Annotated in this window: 29 protein-coding genes; 17 read left to right on the forward strand and 12 right to left on the reverse strand. The window is 49.1% G+C overall.

Annotation, left to right across the window (positions count from 1 at the left end):
- Positions 1 to 72 precede the first annotated feature (72 nt).
- Positions 73 to 255: a YciY family protein gene (locus M979_RS22395; RefSeq protein WP_072009405.1), complete on the forward strand. Its 183-nt coding sequence runs from the start codon at positions 73 to 75 to the stop codon at positions 253 to 255.
- Between the two features lie 47 nt (positions 256 to 302).
- On the opposite strand, the gene M979_RS23250 is transcribed toward M979_RS22395, so the two are convergent.
- Both M979_RS23250 and M979_RS05315 read right to left on the reverse strand, forming a co-directional pair.
- Complete coding sequence (locus M979_RS23250) at positions 303 to 458, reverse strand: hypothetical protein (protein WP_154150139.1); 156 nt, start codon at positions 456 to 458, stop codon at positions 303 to 305.
- 42 nt (positions 459 to 500) lie between these two features.
- The gene (locus M979_RS05315) at positions 501 to 797 is read right to left on the reverse strand and encodes a YciI family protein (RefSeq protein ID WP_034494998.1); all 297 of its coding nucleotides are present in this window, start codon (positions 795 to 797) and stop codon (positions 501 to 503) included.
- 225 nt (positions 798 to 1,022) lie between these two features.
- On the opposite strand from M979_RS05315, the gene tonB reads away from it, so the two are divergent.
- Positions 1,023 to 1,763, forward strand: coding sequence for a TonB system transport protein TonB (gene tonB, locus M979_RS05320; RefSeq protein ID WP_072009404.1), 741 nt, complete (start codon positions 1,023 to 1,025; stop codon positions 1,761 to 1,763).
- Positions 1,764 to 1,818: 55 nt separating this feature from the next.
- Here the strand turns inward: tonB and pqqU are convergent, their stop codons facing one another.
- Positions 1,819 to 3,939: a TonB-dependent receptor PqqU gene (gene pqqU, locus M979_RS05325; RefSeq protein WP_064554011.1), complete on the reverse strand. Its 2,121-nt coding sequence runs from the start codon at positions 3,937 to 3,939 to the stop codon at positions 1,819 to 1,821.
- Between the two features lie 284 nt (positions 3,940 to 4,223).
- Between pqqU and M979_RS05330 the strand changes: the two genes are divergently transcribed.
- The 3 genes from M979_RS05330 (at position 4,224) to M979_RS05340 (ending at position 6,057) form a co-directional block, all read left to right on the forward strand.
- On the forward strand, positions 4,224 to 4,784 hold the full coding sequence (locus M979_RS05330) for a fasciclin domain-containing protein (protein WP_064554012.1): 561 nt from the start codon (positions 4,224 to 4,226) through the stop codon (positions 4,782 to 4,784).
- Between the two features lie 65 nt (positions 4,785 to 4,849).
- Entirely contained in the window at positions 4,850 to 5,404 is a 555-nt protein-coding gene (locus tag M979_RS05335; RefSeq protein WP_064554013.1) for an RNA polymerase sigma factor, read from the forward strand.
- On the forward strand, positions 5,401 to 6,057 hold the full coding sequence (locus tag M979_RS05340; RefSeq protein ID WP_064554014.1) for an anti-sigma factor: 657 nt from the start codon (positions 5,401 to 5,403) through the stop codon (positions 6,055 to 6,057). The genes M979_RS05335 and M979_RS05340 overlap by 4 nt, the downstream gene beginning before the upstream one ends.
- A 49-nt stretch (positions 6,058 to 6,106) precedes the next feature.
- Here the strand turns inward: M979_RS05340 and ansP are convergent, their stop codons facing one another.
- From ansP to M979_RS05355, 3 genes are all read right to left on the reverse strand, one after another.
- Positions 6,107 to 7,561, reverse strand: coding sequence for an L-asparagine permease (ansP, locus tag M979_RS05345; protein ID WP_064554015.1), 1,455 nt, complete (start codon positions 7,559 to 7,561; stop codon positions 6,107 to 6,109).
- A 184-nt stretch (positions 7,562 to 7,745) separates the two neighbouring features.
- Positions 7,746 to 10,841, reverse strand: a complete 3,096-nt coding sequence (locus M979_RS05350; RefSeq protein WP_064554016.1) for a beta-galactosidase — start codon at positions 10,839 to 10,841, stop codon at positions 7,746 to 7,748.
- A 113-nt stretch (positions 10,842 to 10,954) separates the two neighbouring features.
- Complete coding sequence (locus M979_RS05355) at positions 10,955 to 12,037, reverse strand: LacI family DNA-binding transcriptional regulator (protein ID WP_064554017.1); 1,083 nt, start codon at positions 12,035 to 12,037, stop codon at positions 10,955 to 10,957.
- Between the two features lie 126 nt (positions 12,038 to 12,163).
- On the opposite strand from M979_RS05355, the gene M979_RS05360 reads away from it, so the two are divergent.
- A complete protein-coding gene (locus M979_RS05360) occupies positions 12,164 to 12,967 on the forward strand; it encodes an arylamine N-acetyltransferase family protein (RefSeq protein WP_245164657.1) in 804 nt (267 codons plus the stop codon).
- Positions 12,968 to 13,034: 67 nt separating this feature from the next.
- Positions 13,035 to 13,265: a tautomerase PptA gene (gene pptA, locus M979_RS05365; protein WP_064554019.1), complete on the forward strand. Its 231-nt coding sequence runs from the start codon at positions 13,035 to 13,037 to the stop codon at positions 13,263 to 13,265.
- Positions 13,266 to 13,307: 42 nt separating this feature from the next.
- Here the strand turns inward: pptA and M979_RS05370 are convergent, their stop codons facing one another.
- Positions 13,308 to 14,342: an AI-2E family transporter gene (locus M979_RS05370; RefSeq protein ID WP_064554020.1), complete on the reverse strand. Its 1,035-nt coding sequence runs from the start codon at positions 14,340 to 14,342 to the stop codon at positions 13,308 to 13,310.
- 235 nt (positions 14,343 to 14,577) lie between these two features.
- Between M979_RS05370 and M979_RS24120 the strand changes: the two genes are divergently transcribed.
- From M979_RS24120 to mdtI, 3 genes are all read left to right on the forward strand, one after another.
- Positions 14,578 to 14,682 carry a protein YdgV gene (locus M979_RS24120; protein WP_483413602.1) on the forward strand — a complete coding sequence of 35 codons (105 nt, stop codon included), beginning with the start codon at positions 14,578 to 14,580 and terminating at the stop codon, positions 14,680 to 14,682.
- A 120-nt stretch (positions 14,683 to 14,802) separates the two neighbouring features.
- A complete protein-coding gene (gene mdtJ / locus M979_RS05380; RefSeq protein WP_122973983.1) occupies positions 14,803 to 15,180 on the forward strand; it encodes a multidrug/spermidine efflux SMR transporter subunit MdtJ in 378 nt (125 codons plus the stop codon).
- Positions 15,167 to 15,496, forward strand: coding sequence for a multidrug/spermidine efflux SMR transporter subunit MdtI (mdtI, locus tag M979_RS05385; RefSeq protein ID WP_034455813.1), 330 nt, complete (start codon positions 15,167 to 15,169; stop codon positions 15,494 to 15,496). The genes mdtJ and mdtI overlap by 14 nt, the downstream gene beginning before the upstream one ends.
- Before the next feature lie 35 nt (positions 15,497 to 15,531).
- Here the strand turns inward: mdtI and M979_RS05390 are convergent, their stop codons facing one another.
- The 3 genes from M979_RS05390 to asr all read right to left on the reverse strand — a co-directional run bounded on the left by M979_RS05390 (position 15,532) and on the right by asr (position 16,994).
- Complete coding sequence (locus M979_RS05390) at positions 15,532 to 16,338, reverse strand: trypsin-like serine peptidase (protein WP_034455812.1); 807 nt, start codon at positions 16,336 to 16,338, stop codon at positions 15,532 to 15,534.
- Between the two features lie 97 nt (positions 16,339 to 16,435).
- The gene (ydgU, locus tag M979_RS24125) at positions 16,436 to 16,540 is read right to left on the reverse strand and encodes a small membrane protein YdgU (protein WP_456061802.1); all 105 of its coding nucleotides are present in this window, start codon (positions 16,538 to 16,540) and stop codon (positions 16,436 to 16,438) included.
- A gap of 55 nt (positions 16,541 to 16,595) precedes the next feature.
- The gene (asr, locus tag M979_RS05395) at positions 16,596 to 16,994 is read right to left on the reverse strand and encodes an acid resistance repetitive basic protein Asr (protein WP_064554022.1); all 399 of its coding nucleotides are present in this window, start codon (positions 16,992 to 16,994) and stop codon (positions 16,596 to 16,598) included.
- Between the two features lie 322 nt (positions 16,995 to 17,316).
- On the opposite strand from asr, the gene M979_RS05400 reads away from it, so the two are divergent.
- The 5 genes from M979_RS05400 (at position 17,317) to hxsC (ending at position 20,949) form a co-directional block, all read left to right on the forward strand.
- Positions 17,317 to 17,637, forward strand: coding sequence for a hypothetical protein (locus M979_RS05400; protein ID WP_064554023.1), 321 nt, complete (start codon positions 17,317 to 17,319; stop codon positions 17,635 to 17,637).
- Between the two features lie 50 nt (positions 17,638 to 17,687).
- A complete protein-coding gene (gene hxsD / locus M979_RS05405) occupies positions 17,688 to 18,074 on the forward strand; it encodes a His-Xaa-Ser system protein HxsD (protein WP_064554024.1) in 387 nt (128 codons plus the stop codon).
- 1 nt (position 18,075) lies between these two features.
- Positions 18,076 to 18,300, forward strand: coding sequence for a hypothetical protein (locus M979_RS05410; RefSeq protein ID WP_064554025.1), 225 nt, complete (start codon positions 18,076 to 18,078; stop codon positions 18,298 to 18,300).
- Complete coding sequence (gene hxsB / locus M979_RS05415) at positions 18,290 to 19,747, forward strand: His-Xaa-Ser system radical SAM maturase HxsB (RefSeq protein WP_064554026.1); 1,458 nt, start codon at positions 18,290 to 18,292, stop codon at positions 19,745 to 19,747. The genes M979_RS05410 and hxsB overlap by 11 nt, the downstream gene beginning before the upstream one ends.
- Before the next feature lie 86 nt (positions 19,748 to 19,833).
- Positions 19,834 to 20,949 carry a His-Xaa-Ser system radical SAM maturase HxsC gene (gene hxsC / locus M979_RS05420; protein WP_245164660.1) on the forward strand — a complete coding sequence of 372 codons (1,116 nt, stop codon included), beginning with the start codon at positions 19,834 to 19,836 and terminating at the stop codon, positions 20,947 to 20,949.
- A gap of 52 nt (positions 20,950 to 21,001) precedes the next feature.
- Here the strand turns inward: hxsC and M979_RS05425 are convergent, their stop codons facing one another.
- Both M979_RS05425 and M979_RS05430 read right to left on the reverse strand, forming a co-directional pair.
- A complete protein-coding gene (locus M979_RS05425) occupies positions 21,002 to 22,486 on the reverse strand; it encodes a carboxypeptidase M32 (RefSeq protein WP_064554028.1) in 1,485 nt (494 codons plus the stop codon).
- A gap of 72 nt (positions 22,487 to 22,558) precedes the next feature.
- Positions 22,559 to 23,809 carry an MFS transporter gene (locus tag M979_RS05430; RefSeq protein ID WP_064554029.1) on the reverse strand — a complete coding sequence of 417 codons (1,251 nt, stop codon included), beginning with the start codon at positions 23,807 to 23,809 and terminating at the stop codon, positions 22,559 to 22,561.
- A 102-nt stretch (positions 23,810 to 23,911) separates the two neighbouring features.
- Here M979_RS05430 and M979_RS05435 point away from each other — a divergent pair, with 102 nt between their 5' ends.
- Together M979_RS05435 and mlc are read left to right on the forward strand one after the other, a co-directional pair.
- Positions 23,912 to 24,820, forward strand: coding sequence for a LysR family transcriptional regulator (locus tag M979_RS05435; protein ID WP_064554030.1), 909 nt, complete (start codon positions 23,912 to 23,914; stop codon positions 24,818 to 24,820).
- Between the two features lie 117 nt (positions 24,821 to 24,937).
- Complete coding sequence (gene mlc, locus M979_RS05440) at positions 24,938 to 26,155, forward strand: sugar metabolism global transcriptional regulator Mlc (RefSeq protein ID WP_034455806.1); 1,218 nt, start codon at positions 24,938 to 24,940, stop codon at positions 26,153 to 26,155.
- Positions 26,156 to 26,220: the final 65 nt, after the last annotated feature.

A 26,220-nucleotide genomic window follows, 5' to 3' on the forward strand; every position in this document is an offset into this window, starting at 1 on the left:
TCGTAAAACGGCTGGTCTGGCGTGAAGAAGACACTATAATGGCGCGTCTTACATGCAACCTGAGTCGTAAAAATGAGGCGTAGTAGAACTGAGGTCGGGCGTTGGCGTATGCTTCGTCAGACACAACGGCGCAGATCGCGTTGGCTGGAAGGTCAGTCACGCCGTAACATGCGCATTCACGCCATCAGAAAGTGCCAGACAAACCGCCAGCGTAACTCCTTGCTGTTTGCCATTCACGATCAATGGGCGTCGTAAAGAAAAGGGCACCGCTTGCGGTGCCCAGTATCTTCAAAATCCCGGTCTTACGAGAAGTGCATTGCCAGTAAAATAATCAACACAGTAACTGATGCCGCCGCGACAATCACCAACGGATGTTTGGCAAGCCAGGCGTTCCAGCGTGCTTCCTGATTACCCACAGATTGCTTGTGGCGCTCATAAGACTCATCAAACAAATCCATAAAAATTTCCTGATAACTTTATTCACTGTACTAATAGTTGAATCAGAATACCTTTTTATATGGTTTGATCGCCACCTGCTTGTACACACCCGCAGCAATATAAGGATCTGCTTCAGCCCATGCTTGCGCATCTTCAAGAGATGCAAACTCGGCAATTACCGTTGAACCGGTAAAACCCGCAGCACCCGGATCGTTACTGTCGACAGCAGGCATAGGCCCGGCAGTTAACAGGCGACCTTCGTCGCGTAAAAGTTGTAGGCGGGCCAGGTGAGCAGGGCGCACAGCCGTGCGTTTTTCGAGAGAGTCGGCATTATCTTCCGCATAAATGACATACAGCACGTGCAGCACTCCTTATAGATATGAGATATGTAAAACACGGTAAGTGAATGGAGCTAAGACTGCAACTTGAAATCTGTTGTGTATTAACAAGATGTTAAATCGCTACGTTGAATGTGGGAAAATAGAGCGCCTGGTAGGAAAATGAGCGACTTTGTTCGATGCGTTGTTGAATATGATTGCTATTTGCATTTAAAATTGACGCCTGTTTAAGAGACCTAAGACATTATGACGTCAATGACCCTTGATTTACCTCGCCGCCGCTTTCCATGGCCGACCGCACTCTCCGTCGTACTTCATGGTGCTATTGTCGCGGCGGCTCTCTATACCTCGGTACATCATCAGGTTGTTGAGTTGCCAGCACCTGCACAGCCTATCAGTATCACTATGGTGACTCCGGCTGAGCTTGAACCCCCGCAACCTGAAGTTGTTCAGCCACCGCCAGAGCCGGTAGCTGAACCGGAACCTGAGCCTGAACCGATCCCTGAGCCGCCGAAAGAGGCGCCAGTTGTCATTCATAAGCCAGAACCGAAACCAAAACCTAAGCCAAAACCGAAGCCGGTGAAAAAGGTTGAAGAGCCGAAGCGCGAAGTAAAACCGTTTGAACCGCGTCCGACTGCGCCGGTAACTAACACCGCACCAGCACGTCCCGCGCCGGTTGCAAACACGGCACCTGTTGCCTCAGCAGCACCTGTTGCAACTGGGCCGCGCGCGCTTAGCCGTAATTCGCCACAGTATCCTGCCCGCGCACATGCGCTGCGCATTGAAGGCAGGGTACGTGTGAAGTTTGATGTTGCTGCAGATGGTAGTGTGAGCAATGTGACGATTCTTTCCGCGACACCTGCCAATATGTTCGAGCGCGAAGTGAAACTGGCGATGAAAAAATGGCGCTACGAAAGCGGCAAGCCGGGGCAGGGTATGATTGTCAACGTGGTCTTCAAGCTTAACGGCGGCGCGACGATGGAGTAATTCATCTCCTGCACCAAATAAAAACGGAACCTGATGTGGTTCCGTTTTTTTTTACTTACAGGAATGTGTAACTCAGGTTCACCCCCACACCATAATTGCGCCCCGGTGCGGGTTCGTAGTAGCGGCCATTGCCCTCATTGACGATAACGGAACCCACATATTCGCGATCAAACAGGTTATCGACGCGCCCCCAAATATCCAATAACCAGCTTTCCTGAATCCGCAGTTTATAACCACTGTTGAGAGAGGCGACAGTGTAAGCAGGTGCTTTCGCAGTATTCTCATCATTGGCCTGAATATCACTCATATAACGCACGTCAGCTCCTGCATAGAAGCCCTCTGGCGGCGTGTATTCAAGCGAAGCATAGCCCATATTACGCGCGATGCCCGGAATACGATTCCCCTCGCAGTTGTCATCACCGCATGAGTTGCTGCGATAGGTCGCATCGAGATAAGTCCATGCCATTTTTACGCGCCAGTCGTAGCCAAGTTGGCTATCAGCAGAGAGCTCCACCCCACGGCGGCGTGTTTCACCGGCGTTTTTGTAGGTCGTACGCCCACCACTGCTTTGGTCTGCAACAATCTCATCATCGGTATCGGTCTGGAACAGTGCTGCGGTAAGCAAACTATTGCCAACGCGCGTTTTACTGCCGATTTCTACGGTATCGCTGGTGGACGGTTTTAATCCAAAATTCAAACCTGACTGGCCGTTATCACGATACGAGAGTTCGTTGATGGTCGGCGTTTCAAAACCACGACCAGCAGAGGTGTAAATATTCCAGGCATCGGTCACGGCGTATTTCAACGCGGTGGCAGGTAGCCATTTGTGGTAGCTCGCGTCTCCGCTGTCATCACCATTTTTACCTTTGATGTATTGATCGTTCGAGTCGAAATAGACTGAGCTAAAACGCACGCCGGCATCAAGACTCAGTTTATCGGTGAGTTGCCAGGCAGTTTGCAGATACGGGTCAACGTTCCACATCAGGTTACGTTCATCACGGCGCAGATCGCCTTTCTCGCCTAAAACCGTGGTGCCGTTTTCTATCACAAAGTTTTCATACCCTTTGCGCTTTTCCGACATGGTTTCGTAATCAAGCCCGGAGGTTAACGTCACCGGCACAGACAGAAGATTGCCGCGGTGCGTCCAGCGAGAATCTATCCCTTGGTAATGGCGTGACAGTGAAATAACTCCACCCGGATGGGTCGGATTTAACTGCGGGGCGACAGGAATAGACTGATATTGCGTAGTTTCGCGCACCCCCGCATAGGTCATGACACTTAAATCATCATTGGCGGTTAGCTGCCTGTCGTAGCGCAGGCCAGCCTGAGTCTGTTTGGTGGTCTTGCGGGTATTGTACTGTTCGGCGCGAGGAGCCTGAGTCGGGTCATTGCGCCATTCCTGTTTAGTTAACCCGCCCGGATCGTTGGCATCAATATCCACGCTATTAAGCAGCAGCGTTAATTTGCTCGCTTCATTAAGACGTACACCAAGCTTTGCGTTGCCGAGATTTTTCTGGGCGCTGCTGTGGTCGCGATAACCGTGCGTGGTGAAGCGCGAAGCGGAAACGGCATAATCGACATCACCGGCATGAGTACCATCACCCGTGGCACCGGTTGCTTTAATACTATTACGCCAGCTTCCGAAACTGCCGTAATAGCTACTCGCCTCAAAGGTTGGGGGCTGTGTGCCGGTGGTGGTGTTAACGTTAATCACTCCGCCCGATGCGTTGCCGTACAGCGCCGAGAAGGGGCCGCGTAACACTTCAATGCTTTCAACGCTGTTAATATCGATATTTGAGGTTTGTCCCTGGCCGTCAGGCATGGTTGCAGGAATACCATCGACATACATTCTTATGCCGCGCACACCATAGGTGGAACGAGAACCAAATCCGCGCACCGAAAGCTGTAAATCTTGCGCATAGTTCTGGCGATTCTGAACCTGAAGGCCCGGCACGCTGCTCAGGCTTTCTGAAAGGTTAACGCGCGGTGCGGCCTGGCGCATGTCGTCGCCATTGACGACGCTGACCGCGGCTGGCGTGTCCAGCTCGGAAATCGGGCCCTGTGTGGCCGTAACGACCATCGTGTCCTCAGCGGCAAGAACGGGAAAGGCAAAAGACGACAGGGCAGGAGCTAATATCAGCGGGAGAGAAATCTTTCCATGGTGCGCAATTTTCATCAGACATTTTCACTGGTGGGAGCATTTTACGTTCCGGACGAACCATCTGGAACATTCAAGTGCGTATGTTAATACTTGTGATGAATGTTTGAAAAGTGTTAACGGCACATAACGTTAACGCAAGTTTTTATCGCTAAAAGTGTTTCGTGAGTATTTGCGCGGCGGGGAGTCAGGTTTAGTTAGTCAGAAAAAAGATTTTCATTTCCCTGCATCCAGTTTGTTTCCTCGTTCGTATATCAGAGTGTGAGCCAACAACGTGCTCCTGACTTGATGAGGAAATAACCATGAACAAAATCCTTAGTGCTGCGATCTCTACCTCGCTACTGTTTAGTGCTGCCGGCATGGCTGCCGTGATGTCAGACTCCGTGATGGTCGGCGGCGCGGCAATGTACCCTTCAAAAAATATCGTTGAAAATGCGCTCAACTCTAAAGACCACACGACGCTGGTTGCCGCCGTGAAAGCGGCAGGTCTGGTCGACACACTACAGGGAACCGGGCCATTTACCGTGTTCGCGCCGACCAATGCAGCGTTTGCCAAACTGCCCGCCGGGACGGTTGAGAATCTGGTGAAGCCGGAAAACAAAGCGGTACTGACCAACATACTGACTTATCACGTTGTGGCGGGAAAATACGATATGAAACAACTCGAGAAAAAAATTAAAGCGGGTGGTGGCCATGCGGAATTGAAAACCGTGAGCGGGCAGCCTTTGTGGATAATGAGCAACGGCCCGCACAACATCCAGTTGAAAGATGCCCAGGGAAATATCGCCAATATCAGTACTTATGACGTTAATCAGAAAAACGGTGTAATTGACGTTATTGATACTGTCCTGATGCCTAAATAAATCCTGTCTATACTCGGTGTGAGTGCGCGCGGCCTGCGTCCACTCACACTTCAATCAGGGCAGATATGGATAACAAGCAGGTTCAACAACAGGTAGTGCTGGTTAAGGCGATTGCCGGTGGCGATCGAGAAGCCTTTGAACAACTATATCGCCAGACGTCACCGATGCTTTTCCCGGTAGCGTTGCGTATGTTGCGCCGCTCTTCATGGGCCGAAGAAGTCCTGCATGACAGTTTTCTTGCCGTCTGGAATCGTGCTGCAACGTATGACCCTGCCTTTAGCTCCCCTATGACCTGGCTTACGCATATTGTGCGCAATCGTTGTATTGATTGGCTAAGAAGTGGCCCTGCGCGCAGCAGTGAGCTGGAAGAAGAACTAACCGACTATACGCCAGGGACGAGTTATCAAAGTGAAGAAAATCAGCATGACGATAAGCAAGTCGACAAGCTCACGGAGTGCCTGGCGCACCTGCCTGCGGATCAGCGGCAAAGCGTGGTGCTGGCTTACTATCAGGGCATGTCTCACAGTGAAATTGCGACCTGGTTGCATCAGCCGCTTGGCACGGTAAAAAGCTGGGTGCGCCGGGCGCTGGATCACCTTAAGGACTGCGTAGGATTATGAAAAGCAGACAAGATATCGACAATGCATTGAGCGCACAGTATGCCCTGGGCACGCTGCGTGGGAATGCGCGTCTGCATTTTGAAAAACGCCTGGCGCAGGAACAAGAACTGGCACAACAACTTGGGCGTTGGCAAACCTTGCTGGCACCATTTGAAAACAGCACACAGCCACAGATTCCGCCGGAACGGGTATGGAAAAAATTAGAGCTTAGCCTGCCGCCGCAAAAAACGACTGCTTCAATATGGAACTGGAATTACCTCGGATGGGCGCTCGCTGCCGGGCTTGCCGCTATCGTGCTGGTGCCGTATTTCACCAGCCGTTCGCCAGAACTCTCACCGCTGGTGGTGTTAAACAGTAGTGATGCAACAAAAGGGCAATGGATTGTTAATGCAGATAGCGAACGCAAAACGTTGCAGCTAGTTCCGGTGCAACCGCGCGAGATTGCGGCCAACAACAGCTTGCAGCTATGGGCGATACCTTCGGGGGCAAAACCGATTTCACTCGGGCTGGTTAACGCCAGCCAGTCTACTCAACTCACTACGGGCAACGTCGCCTTGTCTCCAGGCACGACGATTGCTATCAGTCTGGAGCCGCAGGGTGGTTCACCAACCGGGCAGCCAACCGGGCCGGTTGTATTCAGTGGGACGCTGTAAAATTAATGCCGGATGTCGCTAATGCTAATCCGGCCTGGAGTTTTAAAGTTTACTGCATAGAGCCATCTTCTTTATGCGCCAGTTCATGCACACGCTTACGTGTCCCGAACCAGCCCAGCACCAGAACGACGGCAATCAACGGAATTGAAGCGATAGTGTAGGTTCCGTTGGGATAATCGAAGGCCATCAGTACCAGCACGCTGAACAGGAACAACAGCGTCAACCATGAAGTAAACGGCGCGCCGGGTAATTTAAAGCTGACGTCAGCCGCTTTGCCTTCTTTAATCGCTTTGCGTAAGCGCATCTGGCAAACCATTATAAACGCCCAGGAAGAGATAATGCCCAGCGAGGCGACGTTAAGCACAATTTCAAAGACCTGCGAAGGCACAAGGTAGTTCAGCACCACGCCAATCACATAAATCCCAAGCGTGACCAGAATGCCGGCATAAGGCACTTGCTGCTTACTCATTTTCGACATGAATTGAGGCGCTGAACCGCCCATCGACATCGAACGTAAAATACGCCCGGTGGAATAGAGGCCCGAGTTCAGGCTCGAAAGGGCCGCCGTCAGCACCACCATATTCATGATGTCGCCGATATACGGTACGCCAAGTTTAGAGAAAAACGTCACAAATGGGCTTTGCCCTGCCTGATAAGCCGTCCAGGGTAGCAATAAAACCAACAATGTTACTGAGCCGACGTAAAACAGGCCGATACGCCAGATAACGCTGTTAATCGCTTTTGGCACCATTGTCTGCGGGTCTTTGCATTCGCCAGCGGCAGTACCCACCAGTTCGATAGAAGCAAAGGCAAACACCACACCCTGGATAAGCACCAGAGCAGGCAGCAGCCCATGTGGGAAGAAACCGCCGTTATCGGTAATTAAATGGAAGCCCGTTGTGTTGCCGTCGAGCGTTTTCCCGCTGCCGAGGAACACAGTCCCGACCACCAAAAAGGCGACGATAGCGAGGACTTTGATCAGCGCGAACCAGAACTCCATTTCAGCAAACCACTTCACACCAATCATATTCATGGTGCCGACAATACCAAGCGCACCGAGAGCAAACACCCACTGTGGCACATCGCCAAAAGCGCCCCAATAGTGCATATAAAGTGCCACGGCGGTGATATCGACAATGCCCGTCATTGCCCAGTTAACAAAGTACATCCAGCCAGCCACGTAGGAGGCTTTTTCACCGAGGAACTCGCGTGCATAAGAGACGAAACTGCCGCTCGAAGGGCGATGAAGAACCAATTCGCCTAGTGCGCGTAAAATAAAGAAAGAAAAGATGCCGCAGACCAGATACACCAGCGCCAGTGCGGGGCCAGCCATTTGCAGGCGCGCACCGGCACCCAAAAAGAGGCCTGTACCAATCGCGCCGCCGATGGCAATCATCTGCACCTGGCGATTACCCATTGCCTTGTGGTACCCGGAATCGTGCGAATTCAGCCAGCGCCGTTTAGCCGCGTGCTTTTCCGCTTCGGTTTTTTGCGTTGTGTTCATGTTACCCCTGTCTCCTGGTTAAAAGTCCCCGCAAGTGCCTGGCTTTTTATAATTTCAACGCCATGACAAAACGGGTGCCAGATCCTATCCAGAAATGTTAAAGGACGCTAATGTCTTTTTCACAAAAGGGAGGGATAACAAGCGATGGCTGAAAAAATAATCAGACCATCGCTGAAAACAAAAACTAGTCGCGAGTCCAGGTCAGCTCATAGTGGTAATGCTGTTTGTCGAGCAGATATTCTGGAGAAACGCTCGGGCTCCAGGAATCATCGCCGCCTACGCCCATATGGAAACCATCCAGATTTAGCCAACTACCAGGTTCCTTAACTAACAGATGACGATGCGAGGTTTCACGCAATTGTTGCTGGCTAAAGCGGCTGATATTGAAGTGGAAATTTCCCTGCCAAAGATTGTTACCGTACTCAAGCTGCTGAGTATCACAGCGCAGGCCATTTTCGGTCGGGAAAACATACGGCGTATGCATTTCATCCAGCGGCCGTTTCCAGCTATCGAACAGGGCGGATTGTTTGCGATCAGGATAGTTTTCATGTGGCCCTAATCCCAACCAGCTGACTTCGGAATGAACTTGCGATAACTGGCAGGTCAGCCCGATGCGCGCAGGCGGCGGCGTGCCATAAGCCACATCAACATCCACGCTCACGTGGAGTGCACCCTGGCAATCAATTCGCCAGTTCTTGTGGCTGATGAACACCGTTTTGCCGTCATGTTTCCAGTTATGAACGGTACGAATCAGGACTTCATTTGCAAGCTGCTCGGCTTCGCAGGTTTCCAGTTGGGATTCAAGTTGATACATTCCCGCTGCTTTCCAACGCTCGACCCAAGCGTTCGGGTCAATTCGAGTCACTTCGCTAACGCCAATATCGTTATCCAGCGGTGCACGGGTGAATTGATCCTGCAACGGCTGTAGCAACGCAGGCTGCTGCGCGGTCCACCACTGGTTCATCAATCCCGTTTCACGATTAAACTGCCAGTGATGCCGCCCGAGTCGAACATCACAATGGCAATGGCTAATGGTCAGCTCTGGTTTTTCACCGTTAAAAGGCAGTGAGGTTGCGGTGAGAATGCCAGGGAGTTGCCACTGATCCCATGCGCAAATATGCCCGGCTTCAGACCATGGTGTGGCGTTAATTTGCTGCACTTTTACCGTCAGCCATACATCGCCGCTGCGGGTAATATCAGGCAGGGAGTCGAAGATAACTGCCTGTTTGCCTTCAGGTGTTATATCGAGCAGCACTTCACCTTCAGCAAGCTTTTCACCCGCTTGCGAAACCTGCCAAATCAGGCGTTCGTTATCGCTATGGCGGAATAGATATTCGCTGGTGATCTCCAGGCGCAAAGACTCTTCGCGTTTCAGTTCAAACTGGAAAAACTGTTGTGCTTGCTGGGCTTCATATAGCGCCGGATGCGGTGTGCGGTCAGCAAAAACCAGACCGTTCATGCAGAACTGGCGATCGTTCGGTTTGTCGCCAAAATCGCCGCCGTAAGCAGAAAACGGCTCGCCGTTCTCATCGTGTTTAATCAGCGATTGATCCACCCAGTCCCAGACAAAACCGCCTTGCAGACGCGGGTGCTGGCGGAATGCCTGCCAGTATTTGTGGAAACCGCCAAAGCTATTGCCCATGGCGTGAGCGTATTCACACAGAATCAGCGGGCGCGTTTCGTCCGGCATGCCGATCCACTTTTTAATCGACCATTTTGGCACCGCCGGGAAGGGCTGATCTTGGTCGGCTCGCGCGTACATCGGGCAAATAATATCGGTTGCCGCGCTGTTGGCACCACCGCCTTCATACTGCACCGGGCGCGAAGGATCGACGGATTTAATCCAGCGATAAAGCGCGTCGTGATTCGCACCGTGACCAGATTCATTCCCCAGCGACCAGATGATAATGGAAGGATGATTAATGTCGCGTTGTACCATGCGCGTGACGCGCTCCGTCATCGCGGGCAGCCAGGTCGGGTCGTTGCTCAGGCGATTCATCGGCACCATGCCGTGGGTTTCAATATTCGCCTCATCCACCACATACAGGCCATAACGGTCGCATAGGCGGTACCACAAAGGATGGTTAGGGTAATGGGAGCAGCGCACCGCGTTAAAGTTATGCTGCTTCATCAGCAGAATGTCCCGGCGCATGGTTTCTTCGTCCATCACCTGACCATTTTCAGGATGATGCTCGTGGCGATTGGTGCCGCGAATCAGCAACGGTTTGCCGTTGAGCTTCAATAACCCTTGATGGATTTCGACTTTACGAAAACCGACGTCATAGGCTTCGGCTTCAATTATTTCGCCTGTGCTATCCAACAAAATAACGACAGCGCGGTAGAGATTGGGTATTTCGGCGCTCCACAGTTGCGGGTTTGCGACAGAGAGCCGGACGGTGGTTCGGTCGCTATAAGCGCCACGTTCATCAATAATCTCGCTGGTCAGCGCTTGTTGCCGCTCACTCACGCATTCTTCACCATGCCACAGTTGCACTTTTACCTGTAACTGGCCGTCGATGTCGCCTTTTACCGCAACAGCTGTTTCCAGCACGGCGTGGCTAAAGTCTTCGTTTAAATGCGAGATGATTCGCATATCGCTCAACTGGATGGAAGGTTTATGCAGCAATGTGACGTCACGGAAAATACCGCTCATCCGCCACATATCCTGGTCTTCCAGATAAGTTCCATCGCACCAACGCAGCACCATGACCGTAATGCGGTTCTGCCCCGAACGAAGGGCTTCACTGAGGTCGAATTCTGAGGGCAGGCGGCTATCTTGCCCATATCCTATCCAGTGACCATTACACCAAAGATGGAATGCCGAATTCACACCATCGAAAATAATCCTCGTCTGCCCCTCATCAAGCCATGATTGTTCGATATTAAATGTGAGCGAGTAACATCCAGTCGGGTTGTCATGTGGCACAAATGGCGGTGTAACCGGAATAGGATAGGTGACGTTGGTATAAATCGGGGCGTCAAAGCCATGCATTTGCCAGTTTGATGGAACGGGTAAGATTTGAGCGTCGGCTAAATCAGCCTCAAGCCAACTTTCGGGAACACTTTCGGGCTGAGTAAAATAGCTAAATTTCCAGTCACCGTTGAGACTGTGCAAACTATCAGATACTGAGTCGTCGCGCGCGGCGCTCGCATCACGCCAACTGGAAAATGGTGGGTGAGCAGGCAGGCGATTTAATTGCGTCACTGCTGGGTTCTCCCAGTCGCGTCGCCCAAGAATCGCGGCCAAAGTGGCAGCGACAAAACCCGAACGGATAGTCATATTTGATGTTCCTTTACATTTTTGCGAAGCGCTCACAATTATTAATTAATATGTTTTTTACCTGCGCAGATGTAAAGCAGTAAAACAATTTCAGGTGAGGCGATTCACAAAAATCACTTCAGGCGTGCGACCTGGCGGGCGAGTACCGCAAGCGCGTCGGCCAGGGCTTGTGGTGACGTGGCATCAGAATTTGGTACTGCTGTCGTTTTACGCTCAATCAGCGTGACGGGAAGAATAGTGGCATGGCCAGGTAAAGCGGGCGCGTGGATTTGGGCAATCAGTTGGTCAACACTGGTATTCCCCAGTGCTTTAAAGTCTTGTTTGATAGTGGTGAGCGGCGGGATAAAACAGGCGCTATCTTCGGTATCGTCATAACCCACCACTGAGACTTGCCCTGGAACGGATAAGCCTGACTCATTGAGCGCACGTAATGCGCCTAACGCCATTTGATCGTTGGCGACCAGCAGCGCGGTAAACTTCGCTCCCGTACTAATGAGCGCCAGTGTCTGAAGATAACCGGAGATTGAACTCCAGTCTCCCTGCAATTGCACGACAGCCTTCAGGTGGTGCTGTGCCAGAGCCTGTTGCCACCCTTCCTGGCGCAGACGGGCTGAAACAGAGGTCAAAGGTCCGCTTAACAAAGCAATATGCTGGTGGCCTCGCTGGACGAGATGAGTCACGGCCAACTGTGTGCCGGTGGTGGCATCAAATGTGATGCTGTGGGTATTGAGATCCGGGGATACATCGAGGAACAATACCGGCACATTGCCGCACATTTCAGTGATAGCGCGAACCTGGTCATCTTCCAGAGGAATATTCACAATTAGCCCATCAACTCGCTGGGAAAGCAGGCTATTCACAGCACCTTTGCAGGCGCTCAAATCAGGCTGTTCAATCATCGATATCACCACGTTAAAGTGGAGTTTGCTGGCCTGAGACTTAATGGCGGCTGCGATTTGCGATGGAGCGTGAAGGGACAAGTTGCTGGTCACAAGCCCAATCGTGTGGCTTAGTTTCCCGGCCAATTGCTGCGCCACCCGGTTAGGAACGTAGTTCAGTGCCTGCATCGCTGCTTCGACTTTACGGCGCGTTTTATCAGAAACGTGCTCTGCCTGATTGATAACCCGCGAAACGGTCTGATAGGAAACATTGGCATGCTTCGCCACATCATAGAGAGTCATCGACTTGGGTTTCATAGCGCATCCTTCTGGCACTCAATTTCAGGGAAATAGTCTACAGGCCTGTTGTAGCCAGAGCATTATCGATCATTTGCCCTGAAAAAAACGCTTTATAGTGAAGACATCGGATTTTAAGAGGTTGAGATGATGACTTTTGAGCGACAAACCTATTTTGCGCGTATTGGTTTTCAGGCGAAAGCCGTACCCACCTTAGAGACTTTGCAACGTATTCATCTGCTGCATACCTGTTCCATTCCTTTCGAAAATTTAGATGTTTTACTGGGACGTACCATCAGGCTTGAACTGGATAATGTTTTTGAAAAGCTCGTCGTCGCTGGGCGAGGAGGTTATTGCTATGAGCAAAATGCCTTACTGCGCGCAGCGCTCGAAGATATCGGTTTTGAGGTGGAAGACCTGGCGGCGAGAGTGTTGATAACGCAACCGCCTGAAATGCCACCAAGAACGCACCGCCTATTGCTGGTGACGATAAATCAACAGCGTTATCTGGCCGATGTAGGATTTGGTGGGAAAACGCTGACTTCCCCTTTGCGGTTGGAAACTGATGTTGAACAGCCTACGGCGCACGGCGTCTATCGCTTAACACATCTGGAGAGCGATTACTTGTTGAGTATCAAACAACCAGATGGCTGGATGCCTCTGTATCGTTTTGATCTGCAACCACAATATTTCAGTGACTTTCAGGTCTCTAATCACTATGTTTCGACATGGCCCGAGTCGTATTTCCGCCATCATTTAATAGTGTGTTTGCATAAAACCGATGGCACGACGTTAACGCTGAGCGACCGACAGTTTAGCGATGAGCAACGCGAGGAAATAGGGGGCGAGCGAGCAATGTATCAGCTACTGCAAGAAAAGTTTGGCTTGCGCCTGGACCATGGGCAGCATGGCATTAGCGTTGCGGAGTTTACCGCTATTTGCCCCAAATGATTTTCTGTTGCTATAACCTGATGTTTTAACGTATGAATAGAATTCGCCATTTTAAAGGAGATTTTTTGTGCCGCACATCACCGTAAAACACTTCCCGCGCGAATTGACTGAAGAACAAAAAGAGGCGCTTGCCGCGGATATTTGTGCCGTGCTTAAGAAGCACTTTAATTCATCTGACGAGTCGCTCTCTGTTGCCTTAACCCCTATTCAGAAAGATCGCTGGAAAGAGGATGTCTACGATAAAGAGATCGCACCAGTACTGGATATTTTGGCCAAAAAACCCGGCTACAGTATGTAGTTTGTTTCAAGAGCCGCTCTGTTTGCCAGGCGGCTCTTGCTCTTAGTTTTTTGTTACATCACTCAATAGCACGGCAATGCTTCTGCCACCTTCGTTTTGTTCTAGCGCTATTTTCACCGCGATAGTGAGTGGAACCGACAGTAGCATTCCCACCGGGCCCAGCAGCCAGCCCCAAAAAATCAACGATAAGAAAACCACCAGAGTGGATAAACCCAATCCGCGTCCCATCATGCGTGGTTCGATGATATTGCCAAACACAAGATTGATGGCCAGATAACCGGCGACGACAAGCAGTGCATCGTACAGCCCACTAAATACCAGTACTTGTGCAACCGGCGGGATTGCTGCCAGAACTGAGCCGATATTGGGAATATAGTTGAGTGAGAAGGCGAGTAGCCCCCAGACAAAGGCAAAACGCACATCCAGCGTGGCTAACATTATCCACACCACCAACCCCGTCACCAGACTGATAGCGGTTTTTAGCACCAGATAATGGCTGACGCTGTCCAAAGCTCGCTGGATAGCCCCCATACCTTCTTCCGGTCGGGACATCAATTGTTGAAGTTTTACCGGCAATTGCGGTACTTCAATCAACATAAATACTACGGTCAGCAGCAGCAAAAAGATTGATGTCATCGCGTTGGAAAGCTGAGTGATAAGACTCGTGACTAGCGTCATTGCCGCGTTAGGGTCGATATATTTAACCAGTTCATCCACCGACACAGATATCCCGATCCGTTGCAGCCACGGGTCCAGTGTTTGCAGAGGGGAGATTAATAATGACCGATATTGCGGCAGCGTACGCGTCAGCTCATTAAGCGTGGTTCCCAGGTAGGCGAGTAGCACGGCCATGAAGAAAATAATCACTGAAATGACAAAGCTAATCGCCAGCACACGCGGGACTCGAATGCGCTCCAGACGACGAATCATTGGGTTGAGGATAATGGCAATAAACAGTGCCAGAATAAATGGCACGATGATCTCTGCAGCCACTTTTATACCCACAAGGATGATGACTAACATCCCCAACATAATGACTGCTTTTAATCCACTTAACGTAATAATGGGTTTTGCCATTATTGACGGTCTCCATCAGAATAATTCGTTCCTTAATTGTGTATATAGTACGGGTGGGGAAAGGAGGGGTATACACTTATTTTTTTTGCTACCCAAGCGTAAAGAATTGAAAAGGGAAGTTAGACGCCTTAAAAAATATGGTACAAATTCAGCGTGTTTGACTACTGAGGACAATTTACTATCCGCAACTGATGAGAAGCAACACCGCGGATACGTTGTGAAAATTATGGACATTATGCTTACGAACAAGCTGTTCAGAACGTTAGTAACCCTTCAAGCCCCGTCTTTCTGTGCTTCATTTTCGCTTTCTGGTGAACAACACTGGCGCAACGCGCTGTAGATCTGCCTTCCTGAATCCCGAATTATCCCGGGATAAATAAACGCATTTTTTATTCGGCTTGCCTGCTATTTATGGCGTATTTGCAAGCTGTGGAACGGCTATTTTCTCTATCGGAGAGAAATCATGATCTATTGGATTTTATTAGCATTGGCTATTGTTGCCGAAATTACGGGTACCTTATCCATGAAATGGTCCAGCGTCAGTGATGATAATCTCGGCTATATTTTTATGCTGTTTATGATCACCTTATCTTATATTTTATTATCATTTTCGGTTAAAAAAATCGCTCTTGGCGTCGCGTATGCCATGTGGGAAGGAATTGGTATTTTATTTATTACCCTTTTCAGTGTTCTGTTGTTCGACGAATCAATCTCACTAATGAAAATCATCGGTCTGACCACGTTGGTTGTGGGGATTGCTTTGATTAAATCGGGAACCAGCGCTAAAAAAACGCGAACGGTAAAACCAGCAAAGGAGAGCGAACATGCAATCATTTGAATGGGTTCACGCGCTATGGCTGCTCCTGGCGATCGTGTTAGAAATTGCCGCGAATATTTTCTTGAAACACTCTGACGGGTTTCGCCGTTTTGGCTACGGCATATTGTCGCTGTGTGCGGTTCTGGCAGCCTTTAGCGCGCTGGGGCAGGCAGTAAAAGGAATTGAACTGTCTGTAGCTTATGCACTATGGGGTGGCTTCGGCATTATCGCCACCGTGGCGGCTGGCTGGATTTTGTTTGGACAGCGTCTTAACCGCAAAGGTTGGGTGGGGCTGGTTTTATTGCTAGCCGGCATGGTGCTTATCAAACTGGCCTAAAAGAAAACCGCCGGGTGCGAAACCCGGCGGTGAGATTATTGACTGGCTAAACTCTGTAGCTGGTCACGAAAACCGGTCACAGAAATTGCGCGATTATCTGCACGATATCGGTCTTTAGCCGCAGGCGCCGAGCTTTGTACCGCAATCAACTGCCAGCCATTGTCCGTTTTTAACATCAATGGTGAACCACTATCACCGGGTAACGTATCGCACTGATGCGACAGAACGGTTTTCTGTGCCCAACCGGTAATCAAACAATCGTTATGAGTATAGAGATCGTCAAGATGATCCTCGGGATAACCTGACTGTGTAACTTTACGATTCTGATTTTTTAGCGCTTCGGTGAGTGCGTCACGGTCGCCCTCAAACAATGGCAACGGCGTGATGCCGGAAGGCGGGTTGTGCAAAATAATCAGGCCAAAATCATGAGGTGCTGCACTGGCGGGAACAATCCAACCGTCACCATCAGGTTTAAGGCGACGACCCAGCGTAGATTCAACCCGGCCTTCAATATCATGAATTTCATAACGCCATTTGCCCTTATTAGACACAAAGCGCAGAGCGATGGCTTTATCGGGTTTCCCATGGGGGGGTTGTAGCAAACAGTGCCCGGCGGTAAGTGCCAGGTGAGGAGAAATTAAGGTCGCGGTGCAAAGATTACCGCTGGCCGTCTCAAGCTGACCGATAGCATCCCACGGCGGTGTTGCGGGATCATTCACTCTTGTGCGGTCATCCTTGCCAAAAAATAGCGTTTTGACATTTGCAGCACTTTCGTCATCGGCATGAGAAAGGGCAGGTAACAAGCACAGTACACCTAACAACATCACAACTTTTTTGCGCATATCACTCTCTGTGGGGCGATTAATTTTGATTGTTATATAAACCCAGCGAATGGACTAACTATAGACGGGTCGCACAAAAAGTGGGAGTAAAAAGTCATTACAGCCAGAAGCTTAGCGTAATAATGCCGCAAAGAATAAGCAGCGTGAGGATGATTTCAAAGCTGTAGCGTCGCAACATCATCCAGACTCCGGAAGTAAACACCCGGCGAACCGGGTGTTTTTAGTGTGGCTATGCTCTCGGGTTTGCCCCGATAACCTTATGCAGCTGGCTGAGTTGCAGGTTTTGCTGCTTCAGTTTTAGCGGCAGGTTTTTTGTGATGCTTTTTAGCAGCCTGGGCTTTCTGTGCAGCTGGTGTTGCCGCTTCAGTTTTAGTTACTGCTTTTTTGTGTTTTTTAGCAGCCTGAGCTTTCTGTTCGGTCTGGGCAGGTTTTGCTGCTTCAGTTTTCTTCACTTCTTTCTTGTGTTTTTTAGCGGCTTGTGCTTTCTGCTCGGTAGCGGCTTTTTTGTGTTTTTTATGATGAGTGGTTTTTGCAGCAGGAGCTTTAGCTGCAGCAGAAGTGGTAGCAGGAGCTGGGGTCGCAGTAGTTTCAGCAGCGAAAGCAGCAGAAGACAGACCCATTGCAGCGGCAACAACCAGAGCTAATACTTTATTCATCTCGACATCCTCAATTCATGTTTGAATTTATGTTTGTTTGAAGCCCTGCGGGGCCGTTGAGATGAACTATAGACTTGTGAATCAATGCGTTCAGTGAGTGATTAGTATCGGTGTGTAACGGATTGTACGAAGCCGGGGGGGGCTAAAAGTCTGAAAACAGACAAAAGAGACACTCTTTTTAGTTGCATTACCAATGAAATCGATGTTCAAAATCTGATTTATATCAAAACGGTTAATAATAAACAGCCAGAATGAAACGGCTTTTTAAATTATCCTTTTAAGCGGCAATAAATCTATTGCCGCTTTTTCGTGAGGAAAACGAATGAAACAACTACCTAAAGTTTCCAAAGTAGCTTTGGAAGAACTGGAATATAAAAATAAAACTAAGCCTGTTATTGCAGGGATTATTGCGACCATGTTATCCGGTGCGAGCATTCAGGCGAATGCATCTACTGATGCAAGCGTAATCACTCCTGCAATTCAAACCACTGTTACTCAGAATACCAATACCTCGGGTAATACATCGGCGGTTATTCTTAACAAACCGGCATTAGAGGGTGAAGCGTTCGCAGCCCATTACAGCCATTCAAGTCACTCCAGTCACTCAAGCCACTATTCTTGTACGCCGGGTTCGACTTGCTAAAATACATAGCCAGCGCAAAGCTGGCTATTTTAAGAAACAAAGGTGGATGTATGATTCCAGTTTATAAAGATAAAAATGAATTAGGCCAGTATGTTGCGTTAGTTCTGGATAAGGCGATATATAGCGATCGTGCGATTATGAAAACATGCTATGTATTCACTGACCGTTATTATATTCATGTAACAAGTTTATCCGCTGAACAATATCAAATCTATTTCTATTCCAAAGCAGAAATAGCCAAAAATACACAAATGGAATCACTCCCGATTCAGCATTTTCTGGAAGAGTTAAATGACAATCAATTGCGGCAAATCTTGTTAGCAGAAACGCAAGTTGTGCATGAAGAGATTGTGCGTAAAGCCTTTTCACCTGCGGCTCAACTGGCTTCCCGAGAGTATGCGCAAGATGCACTCAGCATTATGGTTTCGGCAGGGTGATATGAACATACAATTAGCATCAAATATTTATAGCCTGCCGGCGATTGAAAATATGCTGGAGCAATTTTCAGATTATCTGGAGGGCCATTGTGTATTCAATGGGGAACTGGATTTGCAGTTAAATGTTCGGGATGAGTTTCGTTCTGATTATGCGGAAATTATAAACTCTTTTTTGAATAATATCCTCGATTTGAGTATTCAGGAAAAACTTAACCATGAGTGTTAAATTTAGATCGAAAGAAGCCTTCAGTACTGAGAATTATTCTCTTTTACCTTTCCGCTTCACTAAAATTGATAGCGACCGTTATTTTCTTTCTACTGACTACGGTGAATGGTTAAGCCTTAATTCGGTAACGCTTAACTCATTATTAGCAAAAGAAAAAATAACGGATGAAGAAATCTATTTTCAGCTAAAATCCAGGCATTTTATCTCTACAGATAAGACAAATACGCAAATCGATCTTCTGGCTTCAAAATACAAAACTAAAAAATCGTTTCTCGAGAATTTTTCACAATTGCATATCTTTGTGTTAACGGTTCGCTGTAATAATTCTTGTGTCTATTGCCAGGCATCACGTAAATCCTGTCAGTCAGATCATAATCATTTTGATATGAGTGAAGAGGTTCTGGATAAGAGCATTGAACTGTTTTTATCCATGCCTTCATCCAAATTAACACTTGAATTTCAGGGGGGAGAGTCAACCCTAACGATGCCGTTAATTAAACAAGCGGTACAAAGAGTTAATGAATCAAATACCGATAAAGATATTCAGTATGTCGTCTGTACAAACTTATGTGAATTGAGCGACCAAGACCTGGATTTCTTGATAGACAACAACTTCTCGATTAGCACCTCGTTAGACGGCCCTGAAGAATTACATAACCATAATCGTAAGTTTGGACGCTCGGGGGCTTATGCTCCGCTGGTTGAAAACCTCAAAAAAATCAAAGTGAAAGGGGCTTTCAGCCAGGTTAGTGCGCTGATGACTACCACCCGGCAGAGTATTGAACAACCCAAAGAGATCATTGACGAATACGTGCGCCAGGGCTTTCGCAGCATTTTTATCCGTGAACTCAACCCTTACGGTTTTGCGCAAAAATACTTTCACAAAATTGGCTATGACTCAGCGACCTTCCTGCGCTTTTATGAACAATGCCTCGACTACATCATTGAACTGAATAAGCAGGGCATCGCTTTTCGTGAATCTTATGCCTGCCTGATACTGAAAAAACTCCTCACCCCGTGGGCGACGGGCTTTGTGGACTTGCAATCGCCGTGTGGCTCAGGCTTTGGCGTCACGCTGTATAACTACGATGGCAGCATCTACCCAAGCGATGAAAGCCGCATGATGGCCGAAACGGGAGACAAATATTTCCGTATGGGAAGCATCCTGGAAAACACACGTGAAGAGCTATTTTTTGGGCCAGTGATGCAAAAACTTGCCGCTGCGGGAGTCAACGATAGCTTGCCTGTCTGTAGTGATTGCGCGTTCGCGCCATATTGTGGTGCCGATCCGGTACGTCGCTATCAGGTCACCGGTTCCATTTATGGCCATCCTGGCAAAGATGAATTCTGTGTGAAAAACAAAAGTATTATTCAGATAGTGGTTAAAAAACTGCTCGACGCCGATCCCGAGACCAAAGAAATATTGTTGCAGTGGGGCATAAGATGAACACTCTGTCATTAGCTAAAGACACGCTGTTTCTGTTTTGTCAGGCGGTTGACACGCATCGTCTGAACCAGCCACTATTGGGCAAAGTGATTGTCGACGCCGGAGCGGGTTCTGCAAAAGATCTGCTTTTTTTAGATTCAGAAACGGCAGCGACTGATGTCACTCACACTCTATTTCAGGCCGTAATCTGCTCCATCACCCACCCGCAACTTGACTGGTTGGAAAAGTCACTCAATTGCCCATTAATCGTGGTAAGTGAGACAACCGTTTTCACCGCCGGGGATGTCGTTTCGGTCAGCGTAAAAGGCAGGATCCATCGTCATTATCGCGTCGCTTCCGGTAACAATGCTTTTTTGGTGACCGAAGCCTGTAATAATTTTTGCATTATGTGTCCGCAACCGCCTAAACCACTGAATCTTCAACCTGATGAATCAAGTGAGAGGCGGGTTAATCAAATTCTCAATCTGATCGAGAAAGAGCATATTCCCGATACGTTGTGCATTACTGGCGGTGAACCTACGATGCTGAAGCAGGAGTTGGTTAATATTGTTGAAAATATTTCAACCAAAATGCCAGACACACTGGTGCACCTGTTAACCAACGGACGGGCTTTCTGCTACGAAAAGTATGTTGCTGAAATCGCAGCGGCGGCGAAAGGGAAGATGCTGGCCGGAATTCCTCTGTTTGCACATGTTTCTGATATTCATGACTATATAGTCCAGGGCGAGGGCGCTTTTGATCAAACCCTGGCGGGTCTGTTAAATTGCTACAAATATGGTATCGCTGTGGAATTAAGAGTGGTTCTTCATCAGCAAACCATCCCGTATTTGCCGGAACTGGCGGAGTTTATCAGCCGAAATCTGTTTTTCGTGAAGCATGTTGCTTTGATGGGGATGGAGACGATGGGTTTTGCAAAAATGAACCGCGAAGAGCTGCATATGGATCCATGGGATTACAAAGACACGCTATCCCGGGCCACCAAACTTTTGAACCTTTATGGGATCGAAACCAGGATTTTCAATTTGCCGTTATGTGTCGTGAACAGCGATGTGCACCACCACTGCGCGCAGAGTATCAGCGATTTCAAGAACATTTTTTCGCCTGACTGCTCGGGTTGCACTAAACAGGATGTGTGCTGCGGCTTTTTCAGCTCATCAACGGAAAAGCAACCGTTAAGCACTCATATTGTTCCATTCCATTAATTCACTGGTTTTGTCGGTGCAGCAGTTAAGCCTTTGCCGCACCGACAAGGTGTTATAAATAACGCGCTTCTAAATGCTTACGGAAATACAACGGGTTAAGGTCTTCCCCCGTTGCATTGGTAATCAATTCAGACGTTGTGAATCGGCTACCGTGTTGCCAGATATTCTGACGTAACCAGTCGAACAATGCGCTGAAGTTCCCTTCAGCAATATCGCTATCAAGCTGTGGCAATGCGCGTTTGGCTGCATTGAACAGTTGAGCTGCATACATTGCACCCAGTGTGTATGAGGGGAAGTAACCGAAAGCACCGTCAGTCCAGTGAATATCCTGCATACAGCCATTGCGGAAGTTATCTTTGGTAGAAAGCCCCAACCATTGCTGCATTTTTTCATCCCACAGTGCCGGGATGTCTTCCACTTCAATTTCGCCATCAATCAGCGCACGCTCAATTTCATAGCGTAAAACAACGTGGGCAGGATAGCTGACTTCATCCGCATCAACGCGGATAAAACCACGTTCAACACGCTGGTTCACGGCAGTAAAGTTTGTGCTTTCAAATGCAGGCTGTTTGCCAAAGCGTGCCGTAACCATCGGTAGCAACAGTTTAAGGAACTCTTTGCTTCGGCCCAGTTGCATCTCAAAGAAGAGACTTTGTGACTCATGAATCGCCGTGGAACGCGCCAGAGCAACAGGCTGGCCAAGCCATTCACGTGGCAGGTTTTGCTCGTAACGCGCATGACCTGTTTCGTGGATAACGCCAAACAGTGCGCTGACCAGATCGCCTTCATCGTAACGCGTGGTAATGCGTACATCTTCCGGGACACCACCACAAAATGGATGTGCGCTAACATCAAGCCGGCCGCCGTTAAAATCAAAGCCCAATAGCTTCATGGTTTCCAGGCCAAGCTCGCGCTGGTCTTGCGTAGCGAAGGGGCCAACAGGTGTTATCACCGACTCTTTTGCTTGTTTATCGACAACTTTCTGCAACAGATCTGGCAGCCAGGTACGCAAGTCACCAAACAGAACGTCGAGTTTAGCGCTGCTCATCCCGGGTTCATAAATGTCTAACAACGCGTCGTACGGGGATTTCCCCTTTGCTTCGGCGCGCAGTTTCGCCTCTTCACGGCTAACACGAACCACTTCTTTTAAATTGGTGGAAAAACCCTGCCAATCGTTGGCTGGGCGTTGCGTTCGCCAGCCATGTTCACAGCGCGTTCCAACCAGAGATTTTTCTTCTACCAGTGATGCTGGTAATAGAATGGCTTCTTGATACTGACGTGTCATTTCGCGCAGGTTTGCACGTTCAACATCATTCAAATTTTCCTGAACCGCAGCCTGCAATAGCGTGGCGATTTTTTTATCGGTCAGAATTTGGTGCTGCAAAACACTCAGTTCAGCCAGGGCTTCGCCGCGTGCTGTGCTGCCGTTCGGTGGCATATTGGTAAACATATCCCAGCCAGCGATGGCTGAAAGATGATCAAAACGTGAAAGACGCTGGAAGGTGCGGGTGAGATGATTGTAGTTTTGCTTTTCCATAGGGCCTCATAAGAGATGGTTTACGCTGCGAAAATAGCAAAAAGCCATCCCGAAAACGAGGCCGTAACGGGGTTATTGTGCGCGATGATGCAAACGCGTCCCTACCAGTAATGAGATGACCAAAAGTGAGCCAATAAAACTCGCGACTCCCGACCAGCCAAACTGGTGCCAGAAAACACCGCCGAGCGTCCCGGCAAGACTTGAACCGAGATAATAGCTGAACAAATAGAGTGACGAGGCTTGCCCTTTAGCACGTTTAGCTCGCGGGCCAATCCAGCCGCTGGCGACTGAGTGTGCGGCGAAGAATCCTGCAGAAAAGAGCAGCATTCCTGCAAAGATAGTGATGAGGGGGGAGAAGACGGTAAGCACCAGACCTAATAACATCACCGCAGTGGAAAATATCATTACCGGGCCACGGCCAAATTTGGCTGTCATTGCCCCGGCTTTTGGCGAACTCCAGGTGCCGGTTAAATAGGCCACGGACAGCAACCCCACCACCGCCTGACTTAAAAACCAGGGGCCTTGCATCAAACGATATCCAATATAATTAAACAGCGTGACGAACGCGCCCATCAGTAAAAAACCTTGAGCAAATAAGAGCGGCAGACCCTGATCGCGCCAGTGCAGACGGAAGTTAATAAAGAGGGTTTTTGGCCGCAGCGAAGAAGGGCGAAAATGTTTTGATGCCGGTAATATTTTCCAGAACATAAGTGCTGATGCCAGCGCGAAGCAACCAATGGCTGCGACAGCGATACGCCAGTTAAAGAAGTCGGTAATCACGCCGCTTAACAGACGTCCACTCATACCGCCAATGGAGTTTCCGCTGATATATAGCCCCATCGAAAAGGCCACCACGCTTGGGTGAATTTCTTCACTCAGATATGTCATGCCGACCGCAGCTACTCCACTAAGAGACAGGCCAATCAAGGCGCGCATTACTAATATGCCGTGCCAACTTGTCATCATGGTTGAAAGCAGCGTGCAGCATGACGCGAGTAGCAGCGCGGTAACCATCACGGGCTTACGACCAATGGCATCAGACAGCGGGCCAGTAAAGAGCAGCCCAATCGCCAGCATGGCGGTAGAAACAGATAACGAAATACTGCTACTGGCTGGTGAAACCCCAAATTCATGGGACAGAACCGGCAGTATCGGTTGTACACAATAAAGCAGCGCGAAGGTGGCAAGTCCTGCGGAAAAGAGCGCGAGTGTAACTCGCATAAACTGAGGTGAACCACGCTTAATGTATGTGACAGGCTGGGGAGAACGTCTTTCGTCAACATCTGCTGCCGGGGCTGTGTTGACGAGGGTTGTACGGCTCAAAATGGATCCTTAAAAATACAAAAATGAAATCTTGTTTTCAGAGTAGAAAACTGTAAATGTTCTGTCTAATATATTAATAATCTCAATTGATATTTTTAAAGTATGAATATTGAATTGCGTCACCTGCGCTACTTTATTGCAGTGGCAGAAGAGCTGCATTTTGGGCGAGCTGCCGCGCGTTTACGTATCTCTCAGCCACCTCTGAGCCAGCAAATTCAAATCCTTGAACAGCAAATTGGCTCTCGTCTACTGGCGAGAACCAATCGCAGCGTAAACCTGACCGCCGCAGGCAGCCAATTTCTGCAAGATGCCAGGCAGATTTTAAACCAGGTTGATATAGCAGCAGGGCGCGCAGCGAGACTTCATCAAGGCGAAACCGGCGAGTTGCGTATTGGTTTCACCTCATCTGCTCCGTTTATTAAAACGGTATCCGATAGCCTTTCGACTTTTCGCCGCAGCTACCCGGACGTTCATCTCCAGATGCGGGAAATTAACACACGCGAGCAAATTGCCCCGTTAAACGACGGCGAACTCGAACTCGGTTTAATGCGCAACACTCGGCTTCCGGATACGCTCGCCTGGAGTCTGGTTCTACGTGAGCCACTACTGGCAATGGTGCATCGTGACCACCCGCTGGCTCAATGTTCAAAAGTTTCTCTGCAACAGCTGGCACATGAACCTTTTGTCTTCTTTGACCCACTTGTTGGGACGGGGCTGTATGAGGATATTCTCGGCCTACTGCAACGCCATGGTATTTCACCCTACATCACCCAGGAAGTGGGCGAGGCCATGACCATCATAGGGCTGGTGTCTGCCGGGTTAGGGGTTTCTATACTTCCGGCGTCATTTAAGCGTGTCCGTCTATCGGAAGTGGTGTGGCTGCCAATTGATGAACCGGAAGCGCAATCTGAAATGTGGCTGGTGTGGCCAAAACATCGTGAACTTTCTGCGGCGGCACTTCGCATCTGCGCGCTGCTCACTGAGTCAATAACGACGTTAAAAGGCGGTTAATACAGCAGATTATGTGCGGTAAATCACAACCCTACCTAAATATTTGACTCCTTCACTTGAAGTGTTTCACCATAGCCCAAAGTTTATTTCGAAGCGCGAAAATAAAGGGAGTCGCAAGTGGTTGCTGATAGTCAACCGGGCCATATTGATCAGATCAAGCAAACCAATGCGGGCGTAGTTTATCGCTTGATTGATACCCATGGGCCGGTGTCGCGCATCGATCTTTCTCGCCTGGCGCAACTTGCGCCCGCCAGCATCACGAAAATTGTTCGTGAAATGATTGAAGCTCATCTGGTGCAGGAAACCGAAATTCAAGACCCCGGCAGCCGCGGGCGTCCAGCTGTGGGCTTGATGCTGGAAACTGAAGCATGGCACTACTTGTCTGTGCGTATTAGCCGTGGGGAAATCTCCCTTGGCCTGCATGATTTAAGCAGCAAGCTGATAGTTGAAGATACGGTTGGCCTTGCTGTTAATGACTCACAACCTCTTATTGAACGCATCATCGCGCAGATTGACCAGTTCTTTATCCGCCATCAGCAAAAGCTTGAACGCCTGACGGCGATAGCTATCACCATGCCCGGAATTATCGACACCAAGCGTGGCATAGTGCATCGGATGCCGTTTTATGAAGTCTGCGATATGCCGCTCGGTGAGATTCTGGAAAACTACACCGGTGTGCCGGTTTACATTCAGCACGACATTAGTGCCTGGACGATGGCTGAAGGGCTGTTTGGTGCCTCAAAAGGTGCTCGTGATGTGATTCAGGTTGTTATTGATAATAACGTCGGTGCTGGCGTGATTACCGATGGACGCCTGCTCCATGCGGGCAGCAGTAGCCTGGTTGAAATTGGCCATACGCAAGTTGATCCTTACGGCAAACGTTGTTATTGCGGTAATCACGGTTGCCTAGAAACGATTGCCAGTATTGACAGCGTACTTGAGTTGGCACAGCTTCGCATGAGCCAGTCGATGGGTTCCATGCTGCATGAACAACCTCTGACGGTCGAATCTCTGTGTGACGCTGCATTAAGTGGCGATCTATTAGCGAAAGATATCATTCTTGGTATTGGCACCAATGTCGGCCGTATTCTTGCGATAATGGTGAATCTGTTCCATCCGCAAAAAATCCTGATTGGTTCCCCGTTTAACCGAGCCGCAGATATTCTGCATCCGGCAATCACCAATTGCATTCGCCAGCAGGCATTACCGGCGTATAGCGAGCATATGATTGTGGAAAGTACCCAGTACAATCATCGCGGAACTATGGCGGGAGCGGCGTTGGTAAAAGATGCAATGTATAACGGTTCGTTATTGATTCGCTTGCTGCAAGGCTAATGTCATTGCCTGATCCACTAAAAATTGCGCTATCTCAATCTGGTCGAATAACTATTCTTTTAGAC

The organism is Buttiauxella noackiae ATCC 51607, assembly GCF_001654865.1.
GTDB classification, from domain to species: Bacteria; Pseudomonadota; Gammaproteobacteria; order Enterobacterales; family Enterobacteriaceae; genus Buttiauxella; species Buttiauxella noackiae.